Annotated in this window: 19 protein-coding genes; 12 read left to right on the top strand and 7 right to left on the bottom strand. The window is 57.6% G+C overall.

The features are described from left to right. Positions 1–52 precede the first annotated feature (52 nt). The 3 genes from prs to lolB all read right to left on the bottom strand — a co-directional run bounded on the left by prs (position 53) and on the right by lolB (position 2603). On the bottom strand, positions 53–1000 hold the full coding sequence (prs, locus tag SPG90_RS08430; protein ID WP_003856663.1) for a ribose-phosphate diphosphokinase: 948 nt from the start codon (positions 998–1000) through the stop codon (positions 53–55). A gap of 125 nt (positions 1001–1125) precedes the next feature. Further along, positions 1126–1995: a 4-(cytidine 5'-diphospho)-2-C-methyl-D-erythritol kinase gene (ispE, locus tag SPG90_RS08425; protein ID WP_029741606.1), complete on the bottom strand. Its 870-nt coding sequence runs from the start codon at positions 1993–1995 to the stop codon at positions 1126–1128. Next, positions 1992–2603, bottom strand: a complete 612-nt coding sequence (lolB, locus tag SPG90_RS08420; RefSeq protein WP_047174020.1) for a lipoprotein insertase outer membrane protein LolB — start codon at positions 2601–2603, stop codon at positions 1992–1994. The genes ispE and lolB overlap by 4 nt, the downstream gene beginning before the upstream one ends. A gap of 201 nt (positions 2604–2804) precedes the next feature. Here lolB and hemA point away from each other — a divergent pair, with 201 nt between their 5' ends. The 6 genes from hemA to kdsA are packed head-to-tail and all read left to right on the top strand — an operon-like array spanning position 2805 to position 8108. Then, positions 2805–4061 (top strand): glutamyl-tRNA reductase, encoded by a 1257-nt coding sequence (gene hemA / locus SPG90_RS08415; RefSeq protein ID WP_023312127.1) that lies wholly within the window; start codon positions 2805–2807, stop codon positions 4059–4061. 41 nt (positions 4062–4102) lie between these two features. Continuing rightward, positions 4103–5185: a peptide chain release factor 1 gene (gene prfA / locus SPG90_RS08410; RefSeq protein WP_021240360.1), complete on the top strand. Its 1083-nt coding sequence runs from the start codon at positions 4103–4105 to the stop codon at positions 5183–5185. After that, positions 5185–6015: a peptide chain release factor N(5)-glutamine methyltransferase gene (gene prmC, locus SPG90_RS08405; protein ID WP_126303983.1), complete on the top strand. Its 831-nt coding sequence runs from the start codon at positions 5185–5187 to the stop codon at positions 6013–6015. Before prfA ends, prmC begins: the two co-directional genes overlap by 1 nt. Then, positions 6012–6404 carry an invasion regulator SirB2 gene (sirB2, locus tag SPG90_RS08400; protein ID WP_126303985.1) on the top strand — a complete coding sequence of 131 codons (393 nt, stop codon included), beginning with the start codon at positions 6012–6014 and terminating at the stop codon, positions 6402–6404. Before prmC ends, sirB2 begins: the two co-directional genes overlap by 4 nt. A 3-nt stretch (positions 6405–6407) precedes the next feature. Continuing rightward, on the top strand, positions 6408–7217 hold the full coding sequence (sirB1, locus tag SPG90_RS08395; protein ID WP_023312124.1) for an invasion regulator SirB1: 810 nt from the start codon (positions 6408–6410) through the stop codon (positions 7215–7217). A 36-nt stretch (positions 7218–7253) separates the two neighbouring features. Further along, complete coding sequence (gene kdsA, locus SPG90_RS08390) at positions 7254–8108, top strand: 3-deoxy-8-phosphooctulonate synthase (protein ID WP_023312123.1); 855 nt, start codon at positions 7254–7256, stop codon at positions 8106–8108. Between the two features lie 93 nt (positions 8109–8201). On the opposite strand, the gene chaA is transcribed toward kdsA, so the two are convergent. Beyond that, positions 8202–9302 (bottom strand): sodium-potassium/proton antiporter ChaA, encoded by a 1101-nt coding sequence (chaA, locus tag SPG90_RS08385; RefSeq protein ID WP_023312122.1) that lies wholly within the window; start codon positions 9300–9302, stop codon positions 8202–8204. A 270-nt stretch (positions 9303–9572) separates the two neighbouring features. On the opposite strand from chaA, the gene chaB reads away from it, so the two are divergent. Together chaB and SPG90_RS08375 are read left to right on the top strand one after the other, a co-directional pair. Next, entirely contained in the window at positions 9573–9803 is a 231-nt protein-coding gene (chaB, locus tag SPG90_RS08380; RefSeq protein ID WP_023312121.1) for a putative cation transport regulator ChaB, read from the top strand. Between the two features lie 177 nt (positions 9804–9980). Continuing rightward, positions 9981–10676: a gamma-glutamylcyclotransferase gene (locus SPG90_RS08375; RefSeq protein ID WP_023312120.1), complete on the top strand. Its 696-nt coding sequence runs from the start codon at positions 9981–9983 to the stop codon at positions 10674–10676. A gap of 30 nt (positions 10677–10706) precedes the next feature. Here the strand turns inward: SPG90_RS08375 and SPG90_RS08370 are convergent, their stop codons facing one another. From SPG90_RS08370 to SPG90_RS08360, 3 genes are all read right to left on the bottom strand, one after another. Next, positions 10707–10946: a DUF1883 domain-containing protein gene (locus SPG90_RS08370; protein ID WP_010432930.1), complete on the bottom strand. Its 240-nt coding sequence runs from the start codon at positions 10944–10946 to the stop codon at positions 10707–10709. Between the two features lie 212 nt (positions 10947–11158). After that, positions 11159–12943 (bottom strand): methyl-accepting chemotaxis protein, encoded by a 1785-nt coding sequence (locus SPG90_RS08365; RefSeq protein WP_239632683.1) that lies wholly within the window; start codon positions 12941–12943, stop codon positions 11159–11161. Between the two features lie 106 nt (positions 12944–13049). Further along, on the bottom strand, positions 13050–13403 hold the full coding sequence (locus tag SPG90_RS08360; RefSeq protein ID WP_008499522.1) for a DsrE/DsrF/TusD sulfur relay family protein: 354 nt from the start codon (positions 13401–13403) through the stop codon (positions 13050–13052). A gap of 72 nt (positions 13404–13475) precedes the next feature. Between SPG90_RS08360 and nasR the strand changes: the two genes are divergently transcribed. The 4 genes from nasR (at position 13476) to SPG90_RS08340 (ending at position 17815) form a co-directional block, all read left to right on the top strand. Next, a complete protein-coding gene (nasR, locus tag SPG90_RS08355; protein WP_126303989.1) occupies positions 13476–14660 on the top strand; it encodes a nitrate regulatory protein NasR in 1185 nt (394 codons plus the stop codon). A 228-nt stretch (positions 14661–14888) separates the two neighbouring features. Continuing rightward, on the top strand, positions 14889–16136 hold the full coding sequence (locus tag SPG90_RS08350; protein WP_126303991.1) for a CmpA/NrtA family ABC transporter substrate-binding protein: 1248 nt from the start codon (positions 14889–14891) through the stop codon (positions 16134–16136). A gap of 2 nt (positions 16137–16138) precedes the next feature. Then, complete coding sequence (gene ntrB, locus SPG90_RS08345; RefSeq protein ID WP_045404973.1) at positions 16139–17017, top strand: nitrate ABC transporter permease; 879 nt, start codon at positions 16139–16141, stop codon at positions 17015–17017. A 9-nt stretch (positions 17018–17026) separates the two neighbouring features. Further along, entirely contained in the window at positions 17027–17815 is a 789-nt protein-coding gene (locus tag SPG90_RS08340) for an ABC transporter ATP-binding protein (RefSeq protein ID WP_045404971.1), read from the top strand. Positions 17816–17823 lie beyond the last annotated feature (8 nt).

Genomic DNA, 17823 nt, shown 5'->3' with positions numbered 1-17823 from the left:
AAAACCCGGAGACAAAAAAACCCGCCGCAGCGGGTTTTTCGGCCGTGTTCGATTAGTGTTCGAACATTGCTGAGATGGATTCTTCGTTGCTGATACGACGAATCGCTTCGGCCAGCATCCCGGACAGGGTCAACGTACGCACGTTTGGCAGTGCTTTGATCTCGTCGCTAAGTGGGATGGTATCGCATACCACAACTTCGTCAATGACGGAGTTGCGCAGGTTGTTTACCGCATTACCGGAGAAGATCGGGTGAGTCGCGTAAGCGAACACGCGCTTGGCACCACGCTCTTTCAGCGCTTCAGCTGCTTTACACAGCGTACCGCCGGTATCGATCATGTCGTCAACCAGCACGCAGTCACGTCCAGCAACGTCACCGATGATGTGCATCACCTGAGAAACGTTTGCGCGCGGACGGCGTTTGTCGATGATCGCCATGTCGGTATCGTTCAGCAGCTTAGCGATAGCACGGGCACGTACCACGCCGCCGATGTCCGGAGAAACCACGATTGGGTTATCCAGGTTCAGCTGCAGCATGTCTTCCAGCAGGATTGGGCTGCCGAATACGTTATCAACCGGAACGTCGAAGAAGCCCTGGATCTGCTCTGCGTGCAGGTCAACGGTCAGTACGCGGTCAACGCCGACGCTGGACAGGAAATCAGCAACAACTTTAGCGGTAATTGGCACACGCGCGGAACGGACGCGACGGTCCTGACGGGCATAGCCGAAGTAAGGGATTACAGCAGTGATACGGCCTGCGGAAGCGCGACGCAGGGCGTCGACCATAACAACCAGTTCCATCAGGTTGTCGTTCGTTGGAGCACAGGTGGACTGGATGATGAAAATATCACCACCGCGTACATTTTCGTTAATTTGTACGCTGACTTCGCCGTCGCTAAAGCGACCTACGGCGGCGTCGCCGAGGGAAGTGTACAGGCGGTTGGCAATACGTTGTGCTAGTTCCGGGGTGGCGTTACCAGCAAAAAGCTTCATATCAGGCACGAGAAGAACCTCAGGCATGCGTCCAGTGGTGGATAGCGTTCGCCGCAAACTGTGCGGGCCAGGCGAAGGCTATCCAGGCGGTGTATTAAAGAGCGCGATGCAACGTCTGGAACAGGGTGACGTTGTCACCGAAACTCAGTCTGCGCCAGAATGGTCTGCTGTAGGGGGGAGGTGTTCATCCCACGTGCTACAAAACCATGCAGCCAAACCGGCGCTTGCTCAAGCACCTGACGAGCGGCGGATTCGGTGTCAAATTCAGCAAAGACACAGGCCCCTGTACCAGTCAGGCGCGACGGCGCGTATTCTAACAGCCAGGAAAGCACCGCATCAACCTCGCGAAAACGTTTTCTTGCGATATCCTCGCAATCGTTGCTGAATTCACAATTTAATAACGTTTCTATTGACCGAACCGGGGTATTCCTTTTCAGGTCAGGATCTTTAAAGATGACCGGGGTCGGAATACTCACGCCAGGGTGGGCAACCAGATACCACTTCTCCGGCGGTTCAGCCGGGGAGAGAATCTCACCCACGCCTTCAGCAAAGGCCGCATGACCGCGCACAAACACCGGGACATCCGCCCCCAGCGTCAGGCCCAGGGCTGCCAGTTCGTCCTTCGACAGCCCGCAGCCCCAGAGGTGATTCAGCGCAACCAGCACGGTGGCGGCGTTGGATGATCCACCGCCCAGACCGCCGCCCATCGGCAGGCGTTTCTCGATACGGATATCCGCACCGCTTCCCGCGGGCAGACGGCCCGATTCCGCCGCGGCTTTCATCAGCAGACGCGCGGCGCGTACGATCAGGTTGTCCTCATGCGCCACGCCTTCGACCGGCGTTAGCAGGCAAATCTGCCCGTCCTGGCGCAGTTCAATAGAGATCGTGTCGCCATAGTCAATAAACTGAAACAGCGTCTGCAGGGTGTGGTACCCGTCAGCACGCTGGCCGGTAATGTATAAAAACAGGTTCAGCTTTGCCGGAGAGGGCCAGTGGGTCATCATTTAACGATCCAGTTGTCCATTTTCAGCTTGATACGCTGGCTGCCCTGGGTCAGCTCCATGTTTGATGGCAGCGACGGTTTACTCTTGCTGTCATAGGCGCTGTACACCACTTTCCAGGTTTTGCCGTTCTGTGTGTAATTCACCTGGCTCAGACGGTACTGGTCGTCAAGGGTGTAGTCAGTTGCCTCCCCCGGCAGGCCAAGGATCCACTGGCGCAGGCTGTTGAGCGGGATTGGCATCCCGGTCAGCTTGCCAATCATCTCTTCGGCATCGGACGCGGTATAGTGCTGGCCTTTGTTATCGGTGATCTGCGCTTCGCCCGGCTTGGCGATAAGCTCCAGCTCGGTGCTGCCCAGCGGGTTCAACAGCAGCAGGCGGTAGTTGTCCTGTCCCGTCTGCTGCCAGAAGAAGCGGGCATAAACCTTTTGTTCGTCAGAGAGATAAGCGAAAGCGCCGCGGGTCTGATACTGGTTCAAATTACGGACGTCCTGCTGGTGCTGACGCCACTGCGGTGAATCAGGGCTTTTGCCCGGGCCTTTTGGTTGGGTGACGGTACACGCGGTCAGAACCAGTGCTGCCAGCGGCAGCAGGCGAATCAGTCGGGTCATAATGAGGACAAATCCTTGAGATACGTTGCAGTTATAACTGTTAATGCTAGCGTCGAAGGGGGCTACCGTCTACGTTCAAATTATCTCAAAGGGTTGTGTAACCTATTACTCCGAAAGGGGGCAGTCCCTTTTATTGATCTCGCGCATCCTGTATGATGCGTTCTGCTAACCTTATTAACGCTGGTACTACTCCCGCTCAACATGACCCTATTAGCACTCGGCATCAACCACAAAACGGCTCCGGTTTCGCTGCGAGAACGCGTGACGTTTTCGCCGGATACGCTTGACCTGGCGCTGGACAGCCTGCTTGCACAGCCTATGGTGCAGGGTGGCGTGGTGCTCTCGACGTGCAACCGTACCGAGCTGTATTTAAGCGTGGAAGAGCAGGACAACCTGCACGAAGCGCTGATCCGCTGGCTATGCGACTACCACAATCTCAATGAAGACGAGCTGCGCAACAGCCTGTACTGGCATCAGGACAACGATGCCGTCAGCCATCTGATGCGCGTCGCCAGCGGGCTGGATTCACTGGTGCTGGGCGAGCCGCAAATTCTGGGGCAGGTGAAAAAAGCGTTTGCGGATTCGCAAAAAGGGCATCTGAAGGCCAGCGAGCTGGAGCGCATGTTCCAGAAGTCGTTCTCCGTGGCGAAGCGTGTGCGAACCGAAACCGACATTGGTGCCAGTGCGGTTTCTGTTGCTTTCGCGGCCTGCACCCTTGCACGCCAAATCTTTGAATCCCTGTCTACCGTCACCGTGATGCTGGTGGGCGCGGGCGAAACCATCGAACTTGTGGCGCGCCATCTGCGCGAGCATAAAGTGAAAAAGATGATTATCGCAAACCGCACCCGCGAACGCGCGCAGGTGCTGGCGGATGAAGTGGGTGCAGAGGTGGTTGCCCTGAGCGACATCGATGAACGCCTGAAAGAGGCGGACATTATCATCAGCTCAACCGCCAGCCCGCTGCCGATTATCGGAAAAGGGATGGTGGAGCGTGCGCTGAAGTCCCGCCGTAATCAGCCGATGCTGCTGGTGGATATCGCCGTCCCGCGCGATGTTGAGCCGGAAGTGGGCAAGCTGCCTAACGCCTATCTCTACAGCGTGGATGACCTGCAAAGCATCATTTCGCACAACCTTGCCCAGCGTAAAGCGGCGGCGGTTCAGGCGGAAACCATCGTCGAGCAGGAAACCAGTGAGTTTATGGCCTGGCTGCGCGCGCAAAGCGCCAGCGAGACCATCCGCGAGTACCGCGGGCAGGCGGAGCAGGTGCGTGATGACCTGACTGCCAAAGCGTTAGCGGCCCTTGAACAGGGCGGCGACGCAAATGCGATTATGCAGGATCTGGCGTGGAAACTGACCAACCGCCTGATCCATGCACCAACCAAATCTCTTCAGCAGGCTGCCCGTGACGGGGATGATGAACGCCTGACTATTCTGCGCAACAGCCTCGGGCTGGAATAGCGCCCTATACCCATTTTCTAAGACAAGGTGCACTTACGCCTATGAAGCCTTCTATCGTCGCTAAACTGGAAGCTCTGCACGAGCGCCATGAAGAAGTACAGGCGCTGCTCGGGGATGCCGGGACCATTGCGGACCAGGAACGTTTTCGCGCGCTCTCGCGTGAATACGCGCAGTTAAGTGATGTTTCTAAATGCTTTACCGACTGGCGACAGGTTCAGGAAGATATCGAAACCGCGCAGATGATGCTCGACGATCCTGAAATGCGCGAGATGGCGCAGGAAGAGTTGCAGGATGCGAAAGCGCGTTCTGAAGAGATGGAGCAGCAGCTTCAGGTGCTTCTGCTGCCGAAAGATCCGGACGATGAGCGTAACGCGTTTGTGGAAGTGCGCGCCGGTACCGGCGGTGACGAAGCGGCTCTGTTTGCCGGGGATCTGTTCCGCATGTACAGCCGCTACGCCGAATCGCGTCGCTGGCGCGTGGAGATCATGAGCGCCAACGAAGGCGAACATGGTGGCTACAAAGAGGTTATCGCCAAGATCAGCGGCGACGGCGTGTACGGTCGTCTCAAGTTTGAATCCGGCGGTCACCGCGTGCAGCGCGTACCGGCCACCGAATCTCAGGGCCGCATTCACACCTCCGCCTGTACGGTTGCGGTGATGCCGGAGCTGCCGGAGGCTGAACTGCCGGATATCAATCCGGCGGACCTGCGTATTGATACGTTCCGCTCCTCTGGCGCGGGCGGTCAGCACGTTAACACCACCGATTCCGCCATCCGTATTACCCACCTGCCGACCGGCATCGTCGTTGAATGTCAGGACGAGCGTTCACAGCACAAAAACAAAGCCAAAGCGTTGTCCGTGCTGGGCGCGCGTATCCACGCAGCCGAAATGGCGAAACGCCAGCAGGCGGAAGCCTCTACGCGCCGTAACCTTCTGGGCAGCGGCGATCGCAGCGACCGTAACCGCACCTATAACTTCCCTCAGGGGCGCGTAACCGACCACCGCATCAACCTGACGCTGTACCGTCTGGACGAGGTGATGGAAGGGAAGCTGGATATGCTGATCGAGCCTATCGTGCAGGAATACCAGGCCGACCAGCTGGCGGCGCTGTCCGAGCAGGAATAATGGATTTTCAGCGCTGGTTACGTGAGGCTGCCGGTGAGCTTTCAGAAAGCGAAAGCCCGAAACGCGACGCCGAAATTTTGCTTGAGCATGTGACGGGTAAAGCCCGCACGTATCTGCTGGCTTTTGGCGAAACCGAACTGACCGCGGAACAGGAAGCGCAGCTCGCCGCGCTGCTTGCCCGCCGTAAAACCGGCGAGCCGGTGGCGCACCTTGTCGGTGAGCGTGAGTTCTGGTCGTTACCGCTTTACGTCTCGGCGGCGACGCTGATCCCGCGTCCGGACACCGAGTGTCTTGTAGAGCAGGCGCTGGCGCGTTTACCGGCGGCGGCCTGCAGCATTCTCGATCTCGGTACCGGGACAGGGGCTATCGCGCTGGCGCTCGCTACCGAGCGGCGCGACTGCGCGGTGACGGCGGTGGATGTAATGCCCGATGCGGTGGCGCTGGCGCAGCGTAACGTGGAACGTCACGGGCTTCGCAACGTGACGGTGCTGCAAAGCAGCTGGTTTGAGGCGCTGGAGAATCGCTCATTTGCTATGGTTGTCAGCAATCCTCCCTACATCGACGAACATGACCCGCACCTTGCGCAGGGAGACGTGCGCTTCGAACCGCTGACGGCCCTCGTGGCCGCCAACGCGGGATTAGCCGATATCGATCACATTGTGACAACGTCACGAAAACATTTGCTTTCCGGCGGCTGGCTGCTCGTGGAACATGGCTGGACGCAGGGAGAGGACGTTCGGGCACTGTTTACGCAAGCTGGCTACGCCGCTGTCGAAACCTGCCGCGACTACGGCGGCAACGAACGCCTGACGCTGGGGCAGTGGCTATGAGCCTCTTTACCGTGCTCATTACCGTCCACCTCATTTCCGTTGCGCTGACCATCAGCTTTTTCATCGTCCGTTACTGGTGGCGCTACAGCAACAATCCGCTGACGGATGCCCGCTGGGTGCGTATCGCGCCGCACTGCATCGACACGCTATTGCTACTTTCCGGTGTCGGGCTCATGTGGAAGACCGGCTATCTGCCATTTACTGATAAAGGTGCATGGCTGACTGAAAAGCTGTTTGGCGTTATCATCTACATCGTTTTGGGTTTTATCGCGCTTGGGCGTCGTCGTCCGCGCAGCCAGCAGGTCGGGTTTATCGCCTTTCTGCTGGGTCTGGTGGTGCTGTACATCATCATTAAACTCGCCACCACAAGAATACCGTTACTGGGGTAAGTCATGAGGTCCTTAGCCGATTTCGAATTTAATAAAGTGCCGCTTTGTGATGGCATGATCCTGATTTCTGAGATGATTCGCGACGATTTTACGTCGCAGTTTGTCTACGATGAGCTGGAGAATCTGGTCAGCCTGGCGCGTGAAGAGATTAATCAGGCCCGCCCGCAAGACTGGCAATTAGAGAAGCTGCTGGAGCTTTTCTACGGCGAATGGGGTTTCTGCGACACGCGGGGCGTGTATCGCCTGTCTGACGCGTTATGGCTGGACCAGGTCTTAAAAAATCGTCAGGGCAGCGCCGTGGCGCTGGGTTCTATTTTGCTGTGGGTCGCGCACCGTCTGGATATTCCGCTAGTCCCGGTCATTTTCCCGACGCAGATGATCCTGCGCGCTGAGTGGCTGGACGGTGAAATGTGGCTCATTAATCCCTTCAACGGCGACACGCTGGATGAACATACGCTGGACGTGTGGCTGAAAGGCAATATCAGCCCGGTGGCTGAACTCTTCAACGAAGATCTCGACGAGGCGGATAACGCAGAAGTGATCCGCAAGCTGCTGGATACGCTGAAGTCTGCGTTAATGGAAGAGCGTCAGATGGAGCTGGCGTTGCGAGCCAGCGAAGTGCTGCTGCAGTTCAACCCGGAAGATCCGTACGAAATTCGCGATCGCGGGCTGATCTACGCGCAGCTCGACTGTGAACACGTGGCGCTGAATGATTTGAATTATTTCGTCGAGCAGTGTCCGGAAGACCCCATTAGCGAAATGATTCGTGCGCAGATCAACGCGATCTCGCACAAACAAATTACACTGCATTAATATTAATTCCGATTCACACCTGAATAAGGCGATCCTATGAAACAAAAAGTGGTTAGCATTGGTGATATCAAGGTAGCAAACGACCTGCCGTTCGTACTGTTCGGCGGCATGAACGTGCTGGAATCCCGCGATCTTGCTATGCGTATCTGCGAACACTACGTGACCGTGACCCAGAAGCTGGGTATCCCGTACGTGTTTAAGGCCTCTTTTGACAAAGCCAACCGCTCCTCCATCAACTCTTACCGTGGCCCGGGCCTGGAAGAGGGAATGAAAATTTTCCAGGAGCTGAAGCAGACCTTTGGCGTAAAAGTGATCACCGACGTGCATGAAGCCTCTCAGGCGCAGCCGGTGGCAGACGTGGTGGATGTGATTCAGCTCCCGGCATTCCTGGCTCGCCAGACCGACCTGGTTGCGGCGATGGCGAAAACCGGTGCCGTTATCAACGTGAAGAAACCACAGTTCGTCAGCCCTGGGCAGATGGGCAATATCGTCGATAAATTTATCGAAGGCGGCAACGATCAGGTCATTCTGTGTGACCGTGGCGCAAACTTCGGTTACGACAACCTGGTTGTCGACATGCTGGGCTTCAGCGTGATGAAAAATGTCTCCGGCCAGTCTCCGGTGATTTTCGACGTGACCCACGCCCTGCAGTGCCGCGACCCGTTCGGCGCTGCGTCCGGTGGCCGTCGTGCCCAGGTGACCGAGCTGGCGCGCGCCGGCATGGCAACCGGTCTGGCCGGCCTGTTCATTGAAGCGCACCCGGATCCGGATAACGCAAAATGCGACGGCCCATCCGCGCTGCCGCTGGACAAGCTGGAGCCGTTCCTGAAGCAGATCAAAGCGATTGACGATCTGGTGAAGAGCTTCGACGAGCTAGATACCAGCAAATAATAAAAAAACCCGCTTCGGCGGGTTTTTTTATGCTTTCTCCCTCTCCCTGGGGGAGAGGGTTGGGGTGAGGGCATCAGCCCGCACCGGATAAAATTACGCAAATATCGTCATCAGATACGCAATAAACAAGGCCATATGCGCCGCGCCGTTCAGCACGTTGGTGCGTCCGGTTGAGAACGAAATCTGGCACAGCAGCAACGAGGCGACCATCACAATCATCTCCGGCGCACCCAGCGCAAACTGCAGCTCGTTACCGGTCATAAAGGCAATCAGCGTCACCACCGGTACGGTGAGTGAAATCGTCGCCAGTACGGAGCCGAAGAACAGGTTCATTGCGCGCTGCACCTGATTATTCAACACCGCTTTCAGCGCGCCCAGCCCTTCCGGCGACAGGATCAGCAGCGCCACCAGGAAGCCGGTAAACGCCACCGGCGCGTTCAGCTCGGTTAACAGCGTCTCCAGCGGGTTAGCGTTCATCTTGGTGACGGCAATCACCGCAATCAGATGCACGATCAGCCAAACCGTATGCCACGCGCTGCTGTGGGCAGACGGCTTGCCGTGGTGCGGGTCATCATCGTCGCCGTCATCTTCATGCTCGTACACAAACAGGCTCTGGTGCGTTTTGGTCTGAATCAACAGGAACACGCCGTACATGGCGGCGGAAATCAGTGCGACCAGCAGCGCCTGCCCGGTGGAAAAGTTTGCACCCGGCAGCGCCATCGGGAAGACCAGCACGATAATCGCCAGCGGGAAGAGGGCGATCAAATACTGTTTAATGCCGAACAGGTTCATATACTGGGTCGCAAATTTGCGCCCGCCCAGCAGCAGAGAGAAGCCTACCAGGCCGCCCGTTACAATCATAATGATCGAATAGAGCGTGTCGCGCATCAGCGTCGGCGCGGCATCGCCGGTCGCCATAAGGGCGGAAATCAGGCTGACTTCGAGAATAACAACGGAAAGACTGAGAATTAACGATCCGTACGGCTCGCCCAGACGGTGGGCCAGGACGTCCGCATGGCGAACAACGCTAAACGCGCTGGTTAAGATGCCGACCAGGGCAAGAATATTGATACCAACCACCACTGGCAGTGACTGACTGCTTCCCCAGAAGAGCAGCACAGCCAGTGCCAGAACCGGGAAAATGAGTGACGTCTCCTTGTGGCGGGTCTTTACCGCCTCGTGTGTTGCTGTCATGTGCTTCTCCATCAATGCAGGTGCTTGTAATTATAGATAGATTTTTGAGGTCATTAAATTAACAGAACTCTGTTAAATACCCTTTATTTTTTACTTAATTTTACCCTTTTTCATTATTTTAATTTCTGATGTCCATAATGCCATGTTTTTGTTGAATACCCATTAAATAACAGTCAATTAAAAATATAATGCACTCATAAATTATTGTCGGGTGGCACCATGGCGTATCGTCGTCCACACTTATCTCTTTAACCAAAAGAGAGGTTAGTGATGCCCTATAAAGCGAAACGTGAATTACCGGATAACGTGCAAAACGTGCTGCCCGCCCACGCGCAGGATATCTACAAAGAGGCGTTCAACAGCGCCTGGGATCAGTACAAAGACAAGGACGATCGCCGGGATGATGCCAGCCGTGAAGAGACGGCCCACAAAGTCGCCTGGGCCGCAGTAAAACATGAATATGAGAAAGGAGACGACGATAAATGGCATAAAAAGAAATAGTCGTGAAATGATTCGCTGCCTTCATTTTGACTTTTCAGGCGGTTGAACTTCCGTTGTATTGCAACTGGTCCGCTAATTGCTTATCGTTATTCGACTGCTGGCAAAATGACCAGCACAGAATGCCGGGAAGGCGAATTACAGATGTCGCAAGGAAGCATGCAGTGGCGGAGGTGGAAAGTGTTAACGCGTGATTTCTTAATGAAGGCAGATTGTAAGACGGCATTTGGTGCTATTGAGGAATCGCTTCTCTGGTCAGCTGAACAACGTGCGGCGTCACTCGCTGCCACGCTTGCCTGCCGCCCGGATGATGGCCCGGTATGGATTTTTGGCTACGGCTCCCTGATGTGGAACCCGGCTCTGGAATTTGTCGAATCGGCAACGGGAACGCTGCCTGGCTGGCATCGCGCGTTTTGCCTGCGCCTGACGGCCGGACGCGGCAGCGCGTGCCAGCCCGGGCGCATGCTTGCACTGAAAGAGGGCGGGCGCACCACGGGCGTGGCGTATCGCCTGCCGGATGCCACGCTGGAAGAGGAGCTCACGCTGCTCTGGAAGCGCGAGATGATCACCGGCTGCTATATGCCGAGCTGGTGCAAGCTGGAACTGGACGACGGACGCACCGTCAACGCGCTGGTGTTTATTATGGATCCGCGCCATCCGCTGTATGAAGCGGATACCCGCACGCAGGTGATTGCCCCGTTGATTGCCGCCGCCAGCGGGCCGCTGGGCACCAACGCGCAGTATCTGTTCTCCCTCGATCAGGAGCTGACACGCCTCGGCATGAAGGACGATTGTCTGAATGAGCTGGTGGTGAAGGTGAAGGCGCTGCTGGAAGGGAACCCGCTCAACAGCACGCTGCGACAGGGTTTTGCCTGACAATACGCCCGGCTTGCCGGGCGTTTAAACTTATGCTGCCACGTAGCTGACGGAATGCTCCAGCGACTGGCTGTGGCTATCGATCAGCACATCCCACGTCCCGGTATACGGCACGGTAAGCCAGGCCTTATCGTCCTGTACGGTGAGAATATCCGCCTGGGACTGTTTTTGTGCTTTCGAACTCATCAGATGAATACGACAGCGTTCTGAGCAACGCACCACCACCGTATCCCCGCCAAACAGTTTCAAACTTGTTTTTACCAGTGCCATTTTTTTACCCCGTAGTCTTAAACAACGCTCTCCCTGCTGCCATATCCGAGCGTGATGTTGTTCACAATTCACTCATGGCATAACACCAAAGGGGAGGGGGTGGGATGCTGATTTTGATCAAAAAATGGCATAACGATTAAACAAAAATGACAAAATTCCTCAAAATTTAGGCTGGCGCGCGTTTTACCCGCTAAACGCGCGCCGGAAGAAGATTAAATGCGGAAATGCCCGGCTGTTTCAGCAAGGTCGCCCGCCTGGCTCTGCAGGGCACCCGCGGCGGCGGCGGATTCCACCACCAGCTCGGCGTTCTGCTGAACCATTCTGTCGAGATGGGTCACTGCGTGGTTGATCTCATGAATCCCTTTCATCTGCTCGCTGGTGGCGATGGAGATTTCGCGCATGATGCCAGAGACGCTGCCGATGCTGGAGCGGATCTCATCCATGCTTTCCCCCGCCAGATGTACGTAGCGGGAGCCTGTTGCCACGCTGTCGGTGGTGGAGTCAATCAGGGATTTGATCTCTTTCGCCGCCTGGGCGCTACGGCTCGCCAGGTTACGCACTTCGCCTGCTACGACGGCAAACCCGCGCCCCTGCTCACCCGCACGCGCCGCTTCGACGGAGGCGTTCAGCGCCAGAATGTTGGTCTGGAAAGCAATGCCGTCAATCACGCTGGTGATATCGCCAATTTTTGCCGACGCGACTTCAATAGACTGCATGGTGCTGATCGCCTGCGATACCACCTCGCCGCCGCGTGCCGCGGCCGCTGAGGCCTTGCTCGCCTGATCGTTCGCTTCTGCCGCCGATTCATTCGACTGCGTCACGGAGGCGGTGATCTGCTCCACGGCGCTGGCCGTCTCGCGCAGGCTGGATGCCGCCTGCTCGGTACGTCCGGAGAGATCCTGGTTACCTGCGGCTATCTCCTGCGCCGCGTTTTTCACCGATTCACTGGCATCCCGGAGCTGCACCATCACCACCGACAGTTTATCGCTGAAGGCGTTAAAGGCCTGGGCAATTTGCGCGACCTCGTCCTCGCCGCTGTCCGGCAGGCGCTGGGACAGATCGTTAGTGCCGTTAGCAATGTTGTGCATCGCGTCGCGAATGTCGGACAAACGCTTGAGCAGGCGGGCAATCAGGAAATGCACAATGGCGGCGCTCAGCAGTGCGAGGATCACCAGCGAAATCCCCGAGGCTTTAAGCAGGGAACGCATGCCGGAGGTGGCGTCACCGCTGTCGAGCGCGACGACTAACAGCCAGTTTGTGCCCGGCACGGCTGTCGCCACGAAGGTTTTTTCAGCGTCGTTTAGCGTTCCGTCGACGGGGTTACCGCTTTTCAGCGCAGCAAAATCAATGCCCTTGATTGTCTCAGCAAACGGTTTCAGCGTGAGGGCAGGATCGTTAGCGGCAATCACGCTGCCGTCACTGTTCAGAAGCAACCCGCTGCTGGCCGGGGTTGGATGGATCCCGCGCACGTTAGCCACCACGCTGTCCATCGCTACATCGCCCGCCACGACCGCTTTGAGCGTGCCATTTTCTTTCACCGGCACGGCGAAGGTAACCACCAGTTTACCGGTCCCCGCGTCAACGTAGGGCGCGGTGACAACCGGACCGTCCGTGCTGACCACCTGCTGATACCACGGGCGAATAGTCGGGTCATAGTCCGCCGGAACGCCCGCCGGTTCAGAGAATTTCGCCGTTTTGCTGGCGTAGCCAACATAGACGTTGGTGAATCCACCCGCCTGAGCAAGCTGTTTAAACACCGGAACCGGGTCGTCATTCAGCGCAACGGTCTGCGCGGAGGCGATCACCGTCATCTTGCTTTTTACCCAGTCGGCAATCGCCATGTTATGGCTGGCGCTGGTGCTGGTCAGGATATCGCGCTGGGACTGCTGGTTATCCTGGCGCGTGACCTGGAAGTTGATAACGGTATTAAGGAGAAGGGCGACGACCAGACAGCCTGCCGTCGCCGCGATGATGCGTGCACGAATCGATCTGAACATAAGTGAAATACCTGCTGTGTTGTTTCCATGCCTATCGGCAACCCCGCAGGTAAACTTGATGCTGAAACCGCGTCCATAAGAAAATAATATTTTTACGGGTTTATTATTAAAAAGTTAATACTTTATCGGCGGACAGCGTCCACTCGGCCAGCTCAACCAGCGTACCAATCTCTACGCCATCAATCAGCGGCAGACCGGTAATGCCGCGGCCGTCGGTGCAGGTCTTGCACAGCTTCACCGGCACGTTTTGCGCGGTGAGGATCTCCAGCATCTGCTGAATGTTATAGCCCTCTGCCGGTTTTTGACCCTTCAGCCCCGCGGTGACCGCGTCCGACATTAAAAAGAGTCGTAACGCCAGGTCGCTCTCTTTTTCACGCAGCGCAATCGCCAGGCGCAGACTGTTGAAAAGGGATTCGCTGCCGTAAGCCGCACCGTTGGCGACGATCACAATCTTTTGCATGTTGACTCCTGTTCTTATAAAGGCACGAATATTGCTTAGCTTTCCCGAGTTTCGCTGTTCTGGAGAGTAAGCATGACATTAATGGCTGGCATTTCGCCAGGCGCTGGCGAATGGCTCGAGCGCGCAAGGATGATGCGCCGGGAGCAGCTCAGCAAGCTGGCACAGCTTGGCGAGCTTGTGCACGGCATTAGCCAACTGGTGCACATGTTACAGTGCGAGCGTGGGGCGTCCAACGTCTGGCTCTGTTCACAGGGTAAGCTCTACGCTCCTGAATGCAAAGCCAGCCGGGCGCTGGTGGATGAAAACCTCGCTGCACTTTATGACATTCTTGAAAAACAGTTGCCGATCCCGGGAAGTACGGTCTGTGAACGCATCGGCGGCGCGCTTCAGAGCCTTGATATGCTTCCCGCGCTGCGCGACGGTGTTATTCAGCAAACGGTAACGGCGCCGCAGGCGATGGAACACTACTCCCGCATGCTTCGCCATCTGCTCAGTATCGTACCGCAGCTCAATGACAGCATTGACGATCCGCAAATCGCCGGGCGTTTTGTTGCCCTTTATAGCCTGATGCAGGGGAAAGAGCTGGCGGGACAGGAACGGGCCCTGGGAGCGATTGGCTTCACGCAGGGCTTTTTCGATGATGTGACTCGCCAGAGGCTGGTTGACCGCATCGACGGGCAGCAGGCCTGCTTTGAAATTTTTCTCTCACACAGCTCTGCTGACGTCCAGACCACCTTTTCCCTGCACTGTCAGCCCGATCGTGAAACGGAGCAGCTACGAAGGGTGGCCTGCACCCGCCAGCCCGCCGCCGATAACGGCCTTACCGCTCTGGCCTGGTTTGCTCTGCAAACCGCGCGCCTTGAGCATCTGCGCACGCTGGAGGAGACGCTCATCGCCGATCTGATGACGGCGGTGGACGAGCGTATTTACCGTAACGATGAGTACGTGCCTCCCGCCGATGAGCAGGACGATCCGCTGATACAGTATCCGGAAAAACCGTTGCTCACCCTGGTGCGCCAGCAGGCGCGCGAGATAGAACAGCTCTCGCGCCAGCTTGCATCGCTGCGCGACACGCTTGAAGAGCGCAAAGTCATTGATAAAGCGAAAAGCCTGCTGATGACCCACCAGAATATGAGTGAGGAACAGGCCTGGACGGCGCTGCGCAAAATGGCGATGGACAAGAACCAAAGGATGGTGGATATCGCCCGCGCGCTGCTGATGGTGAAGAATTTATGGCAGATAATACCAAAGGAGTAGCTGCACGGTCAGCGGGCATTTTATGCCTGATTAAGGTGCGTGCAGGCGAGGGGAGTTCGGTTAGCGCCCCGGAAAAAACGGGTTAAAACCTGGCATTCACTTTGCATTATCAGATTAACCATTTTTGACGATGCGCCAACGGCGGCGCATGCGTCTTCGGGATAAAGGCGTCCACTGGTGCTTCGGCATCGTGGGCGCTTTTTTTTTGGTTTTTTTTCAGGAGTGGTCATGGCGGATTTGTCGAGACGGCGTTTTTTGCAGGCCAGCGTGCTGGCGAGTGGTGCAATGCTGTTACCGGGTATCATGCAGGCTGCATGGGCGGCAGGCTCGGATAAACCGGAGCAGGAAACGGTGCGCATCGGGTTTATCCCGCTGACCGACTGCGCCCCGGTGGTTATCGCAGCGCTGAAAGGCTTTGATAAAAAATACGGTATTACCATCGTGCCCACCAAAGAGGCGAGCTGGGCGGCGGTGCGCGACAAGCTGGTGGCGGGAGAACTGGACGCCGCACACATTCTTTACGGCCTGCTGTACGGCCTGGAGCTGGGCATCGCCGGCAAGCCGCAGCAGATGGCTAACCTGATGACCCTCAACCAGAACGGTCAGGCCATCACGCTCTCCAGCGATCTGGCGGAGAAGGGCGTTCGAGACCTTGACGGGCTGAAAAAGCTGATTGGTCAGCAGGCGCCCGGCACCTACACCTTCGCGCACACCTTCCCGACCGGGACGCACGCCATGTGGCTGTACTACTGGCTGGCCAGCGCGGGCATTAACCCCTTTGACGACGTGCGCACGGTAGTGGTGCCGCCGCCGCAGATGGTGATGAACATGCGCATTGGCAACATGGTCGGCTTTTGCGTCGGCGAGCCGTGGAACGCGCGGGCCATCAACGACCGCATCGGTTTTACCGCCGCCACGTCGCAGTCCATCTGGGCCGATCATCCGGAAAAAATCCTCGGCACGCGTCGCGACTGGGTGGAGAAAAACCCGCACACCGCGCGGGCGCTGGTGAGCGCGGTACTGGAGGCGGCGCGCTGGATCGAAGCCTCCGCGGAAAACAAGCGCGAGACCGCGCGGATCCTCTCCCGCCGGGCGTGGCTCAACTGCAAGGAACAGTATCTCACCGGACGCATGCTCGGCGAGTACGACAACGGCCTGGGCCAGCGCTGGCAGGACGCGCACCCGATCCGCTTCTTCAACGAGGGGGCCGTCAGCTACCCATATCTCTCAGACGGCATGTGGTTCTTAACCCAGTTCCGCCGCTGGGGCTTGCTCAAATCCGCGCCGGACTACGCGGGTATTGCACAGCGCATTAACCAGACCGCGGTCTGGCAGGATGCCGCCACGGCGGTGGGGGGCATCAGCACACCGACTTCACCATTACGCAGCAGCACATTGATGGACGGCACCGTCTGGAACGGTACCGATCCGGAAGGATACGCCAGCCGTTTCGCTATTCACCGTAAAGGGGCCTGATTATGCAGCATCTGCAAAAGACGAATTCACACGAGACGCCGGAGAGTGGAGAGGTGTTTCTCCTGCCTCCGGTGCAGGTTCGCCGCCGTACGCCGACGTTTGCGCGTCGGATTAATGCGATCCTTCAGCGCATCATCCCGGCGTTTCTCGGTCTGGGACTGCTGGTGGTGCTCTGGCAGCTGGCGGCGATTAACAGCAAAGGTTTCCCAACGCCGCTCAGCACGCTCGATTCCGCCATCACCCTGTTTGCCGATCCGTTTTATCGCGACGGGCCAAACGACATGGGCATCGGTTGGAACGTGCTCGCCTCATTACAGCGCGTGGCGGTGGGGTTTGGCCTGGCCGCGCTCGCCGGGATCCCGCTCGGCTTCCTGATTGGTCGCTTCACCTTTTTCTCTCGCATGTTCGGCCCGCTGATCGCGCTGTTACGCCCGGTTAGCCCGCTGGCCTGGCTTCCCATCGGCCTGCTGCTGTTTCAGAAAGCGGAGCCCGCGTCGAGCTGGACCATTTTTATCTGCTCCATCTGGCCGATGGTGATCAACACCGCCGAAGGCGTGCGCCGCATTCCGCAGGACTACCTTAACGTCGCCCGGGTGCTGCAGCTTTCCGAGTGGACCATCATGCGCCGCATTCTCTTCCCGGCGGTGCTGCCCGCGGTGCTGACCGGGGTGCGCCTCTCCATCGGCATCGCCTGGCTGGTGATTGTCGCCGCCGAGATGCTGACCGGCGGTTTAGGGATCGGCTTCTGGATCTGGAACGAGTGGAACAACCTCAACGTCGAAAACATTCTCATCGCCATCGTCATCATTGGCGTGGTCGGGCTGCTGCTGGAGCAGGGGCTGATGCTGATCGCCCGTCGCTTTAGCTGGCAGGAAAAATAAGGAGCGAACATGAAACCATTAATCCAGGTCCAGGCCGTGAGCCAGCGTTTTTCCACCGCCAGCGGTGAATTTCTGGCGCTGCAGAACGTCTTCTTTGATATCCATGAGGGCGAAACCGTCAGCCTGATTGGGCACTCCGGCTGCGGTAAATCGACGCTGCTTAACCTTATCGCTGGGATCACGCTGCCGACGGAAGGCGGGCTGATTTGCGACAACCGCGAAATTGCCGGGCCGGGTCCGGAGCGCGCGGTGGTATTCCAGAACCATTCGCTGCTGCCGTGGCTCACCTGCTTCGACAACGTGGCCCTGGCGGTCGATCACGTTTTTCGCCACAGCATGAGCAAGGCGGAGCGCCGGGAGTGGATTGAGCACAACCTCGACCGCGTGCAGATGGGGCACGCCCTGCACAAGCGCCCGGGGGAGATCTCCGGCGGCATGAAGCAGCGCGTCGGGATTGCCCGGGCGCTGGCGATGAAGCCGAAAGTCCTGCTGATGGATGAACCCTTCGGCGCGCTGGATGCGCTGACGCGCGCCCATCTGCAGGACTCGGTGATGCAGATCCAGCAGGCGCTGAACACCACCATTGTGCTGATTACCCACGACGTGGACGAGGCGGTGCTGCTCTCCGATCGCGTGCTGATGATGACCAACGGCCCGGCGGCGACCGTCGGGGAGATCCTGCACGTTGACCTGCCGCGCCCGCGTAACCGGGTGCAGCTGGCTGACGACAGCCGCTATCACCACATGCGCCAGCAGATCCTGCATTTCCTCTATGAAAAGCAGCCGAAAGCGGCGTAGCGAGGGGG

Origin of the sequence: Enterobacter sp. D2 (assembly GCF_034427575.1) — a bacterium.
In the GTDB taxonomy this organism is placed as follows: domain Bacteria; phylum Pseudomonadota; class Gammaproteobacteria; order Enterobacterales; family Enterobacteriaceae; genus Enterobacter; species Enterobacter cloacae_M.
The sequence above is the reverse complement of the archived record's forward strand: the minus strand, read 5'-3'. Positions and strand labels throughout refer to the sequence as shown.

What these genes read in the sequence shown, in the direction of transcription:
- ispE (WP_029741606.1), bottom strand. Translation starts at nt 1,995, where the DNA reads ATGATGACCCACTGGCCCTCTCCGGCAAAGCTGAACCTGTTTTTATAC.
- lolB (WP_047174020.1), bottom strand. Translation starts at nt 2,603, where the DNA reads ATGACCCGACTGATTCGCCTGCTGCCGCTGGCAGCACTGGTTCTGACC.
- hemA (WP_023312127.1), top strand. Translation starts at nt 2,805, where the DNA reads ATGACCCTATTAGCACTCGGCATCAACCACAAAACGGCTCCGGTTTCG.
- prfA (WP_021240360.1), top strand. Translation starts at nt 4,103, where the DNA reads ATGAAGCCTTCTATCGTCGCTAAACTGGAAGCTCTGCACGAGCGCCAT.
- prmC (WP_126303983.1), top strand. Translation starts at nt 5,185, where the DNA reads ATGGATTTTCAGCGCTGGTTACGTGAGGCTGCCGGTGAGCTTTCAGAA.
- sirB2 (WP_126303985.1), top strand. Translation starts at nt 6,012, where the DNA reads ATGAGCCTCTTTACCGTGCTCATTACCGTCCACCTCATTTCCGTTGCG.
- sirB1 (WP_023312124.1), top strand. Translation starts at nt 6,408, where the DNA reads ATGAGGTCCTTAGCCGATTTCGAATTTAATAAAGTGCCGCTTTGTGAT.
- kdsA (WP_023312123.1), top strand. Translation starts at nt 7,254, where the DNA reads ATGAAACAAAAAGTGGTTAGCATTGGTGATATCAAGGTAGCAAACGAC.
- chaA (WP_023312122.1), bottom strand. Translation starts at nt 9,302, where the DNA reads ATGACAGCAACACACGAGGCGGTAAAGACCCGCCACAAGGAGACGTCA.
- chaB (WP_023312121.1), top strand. Translation starts at nt 9,573, where the DNA reads ATGCCCTATAAAGCGAAACGTGAATTACCGGATAACGTGCAAAACGTG.
- SPG90_RS08370 (WP_010432930.1), bottom strand. Translation starts at nt 10,946, where the DNA reads ATGGCACTGGTAAAAACAAGTTTGAAACTGTTTGGCGGGGATACGGTG.
- SPG90_RS08365 (WP_239632683.1), bottom strand. Translation starts at nt 12,943, where the DNA reads ATGTTCAGATCGATTCGTGCACGCATCATCGCGGCGACGGCAGGCTGT.
- SPG90_RS08360 (WP_008499522.1), bottom strand. Translation starts at nt 13,403, where the DNA reads ATGCAAAAGATTGTGATCGTCGCCAACGGTGCGGCTTACGGCAGCGAA.
- nasR (WP_126303989.1), top strand. Translation starts at nt 13,476, where the DNA reads ATGACATTAATGGCTGGCATTTCGCCAGGCGCTGGCGAATGGCTCGAG.
- SPG90_RS08350 (WP_126303991.1), top strand. Translation starts at nt 14,889, where the DNA reads ATGGCGGATTTGTCGAGACGGCGTTTTTTGCAGGCCAGCGTGCTGGCG.
- ntrB (WP_045404973.1), top strand. Translation starts at nt 16,139, where the DNA reads ATGCAGCATCTGCAAAAGACGAATTCACACGAGACGCCGGAGAGTGGA.
- SPG90_RS08340 (WP_045404971.1), top strand. Translation starts at nt 17,027, where the DNA reads ATGAAACCATTAATCCAGGTCCAGGCCGTGAGCCAGCGTTTTTCCACC.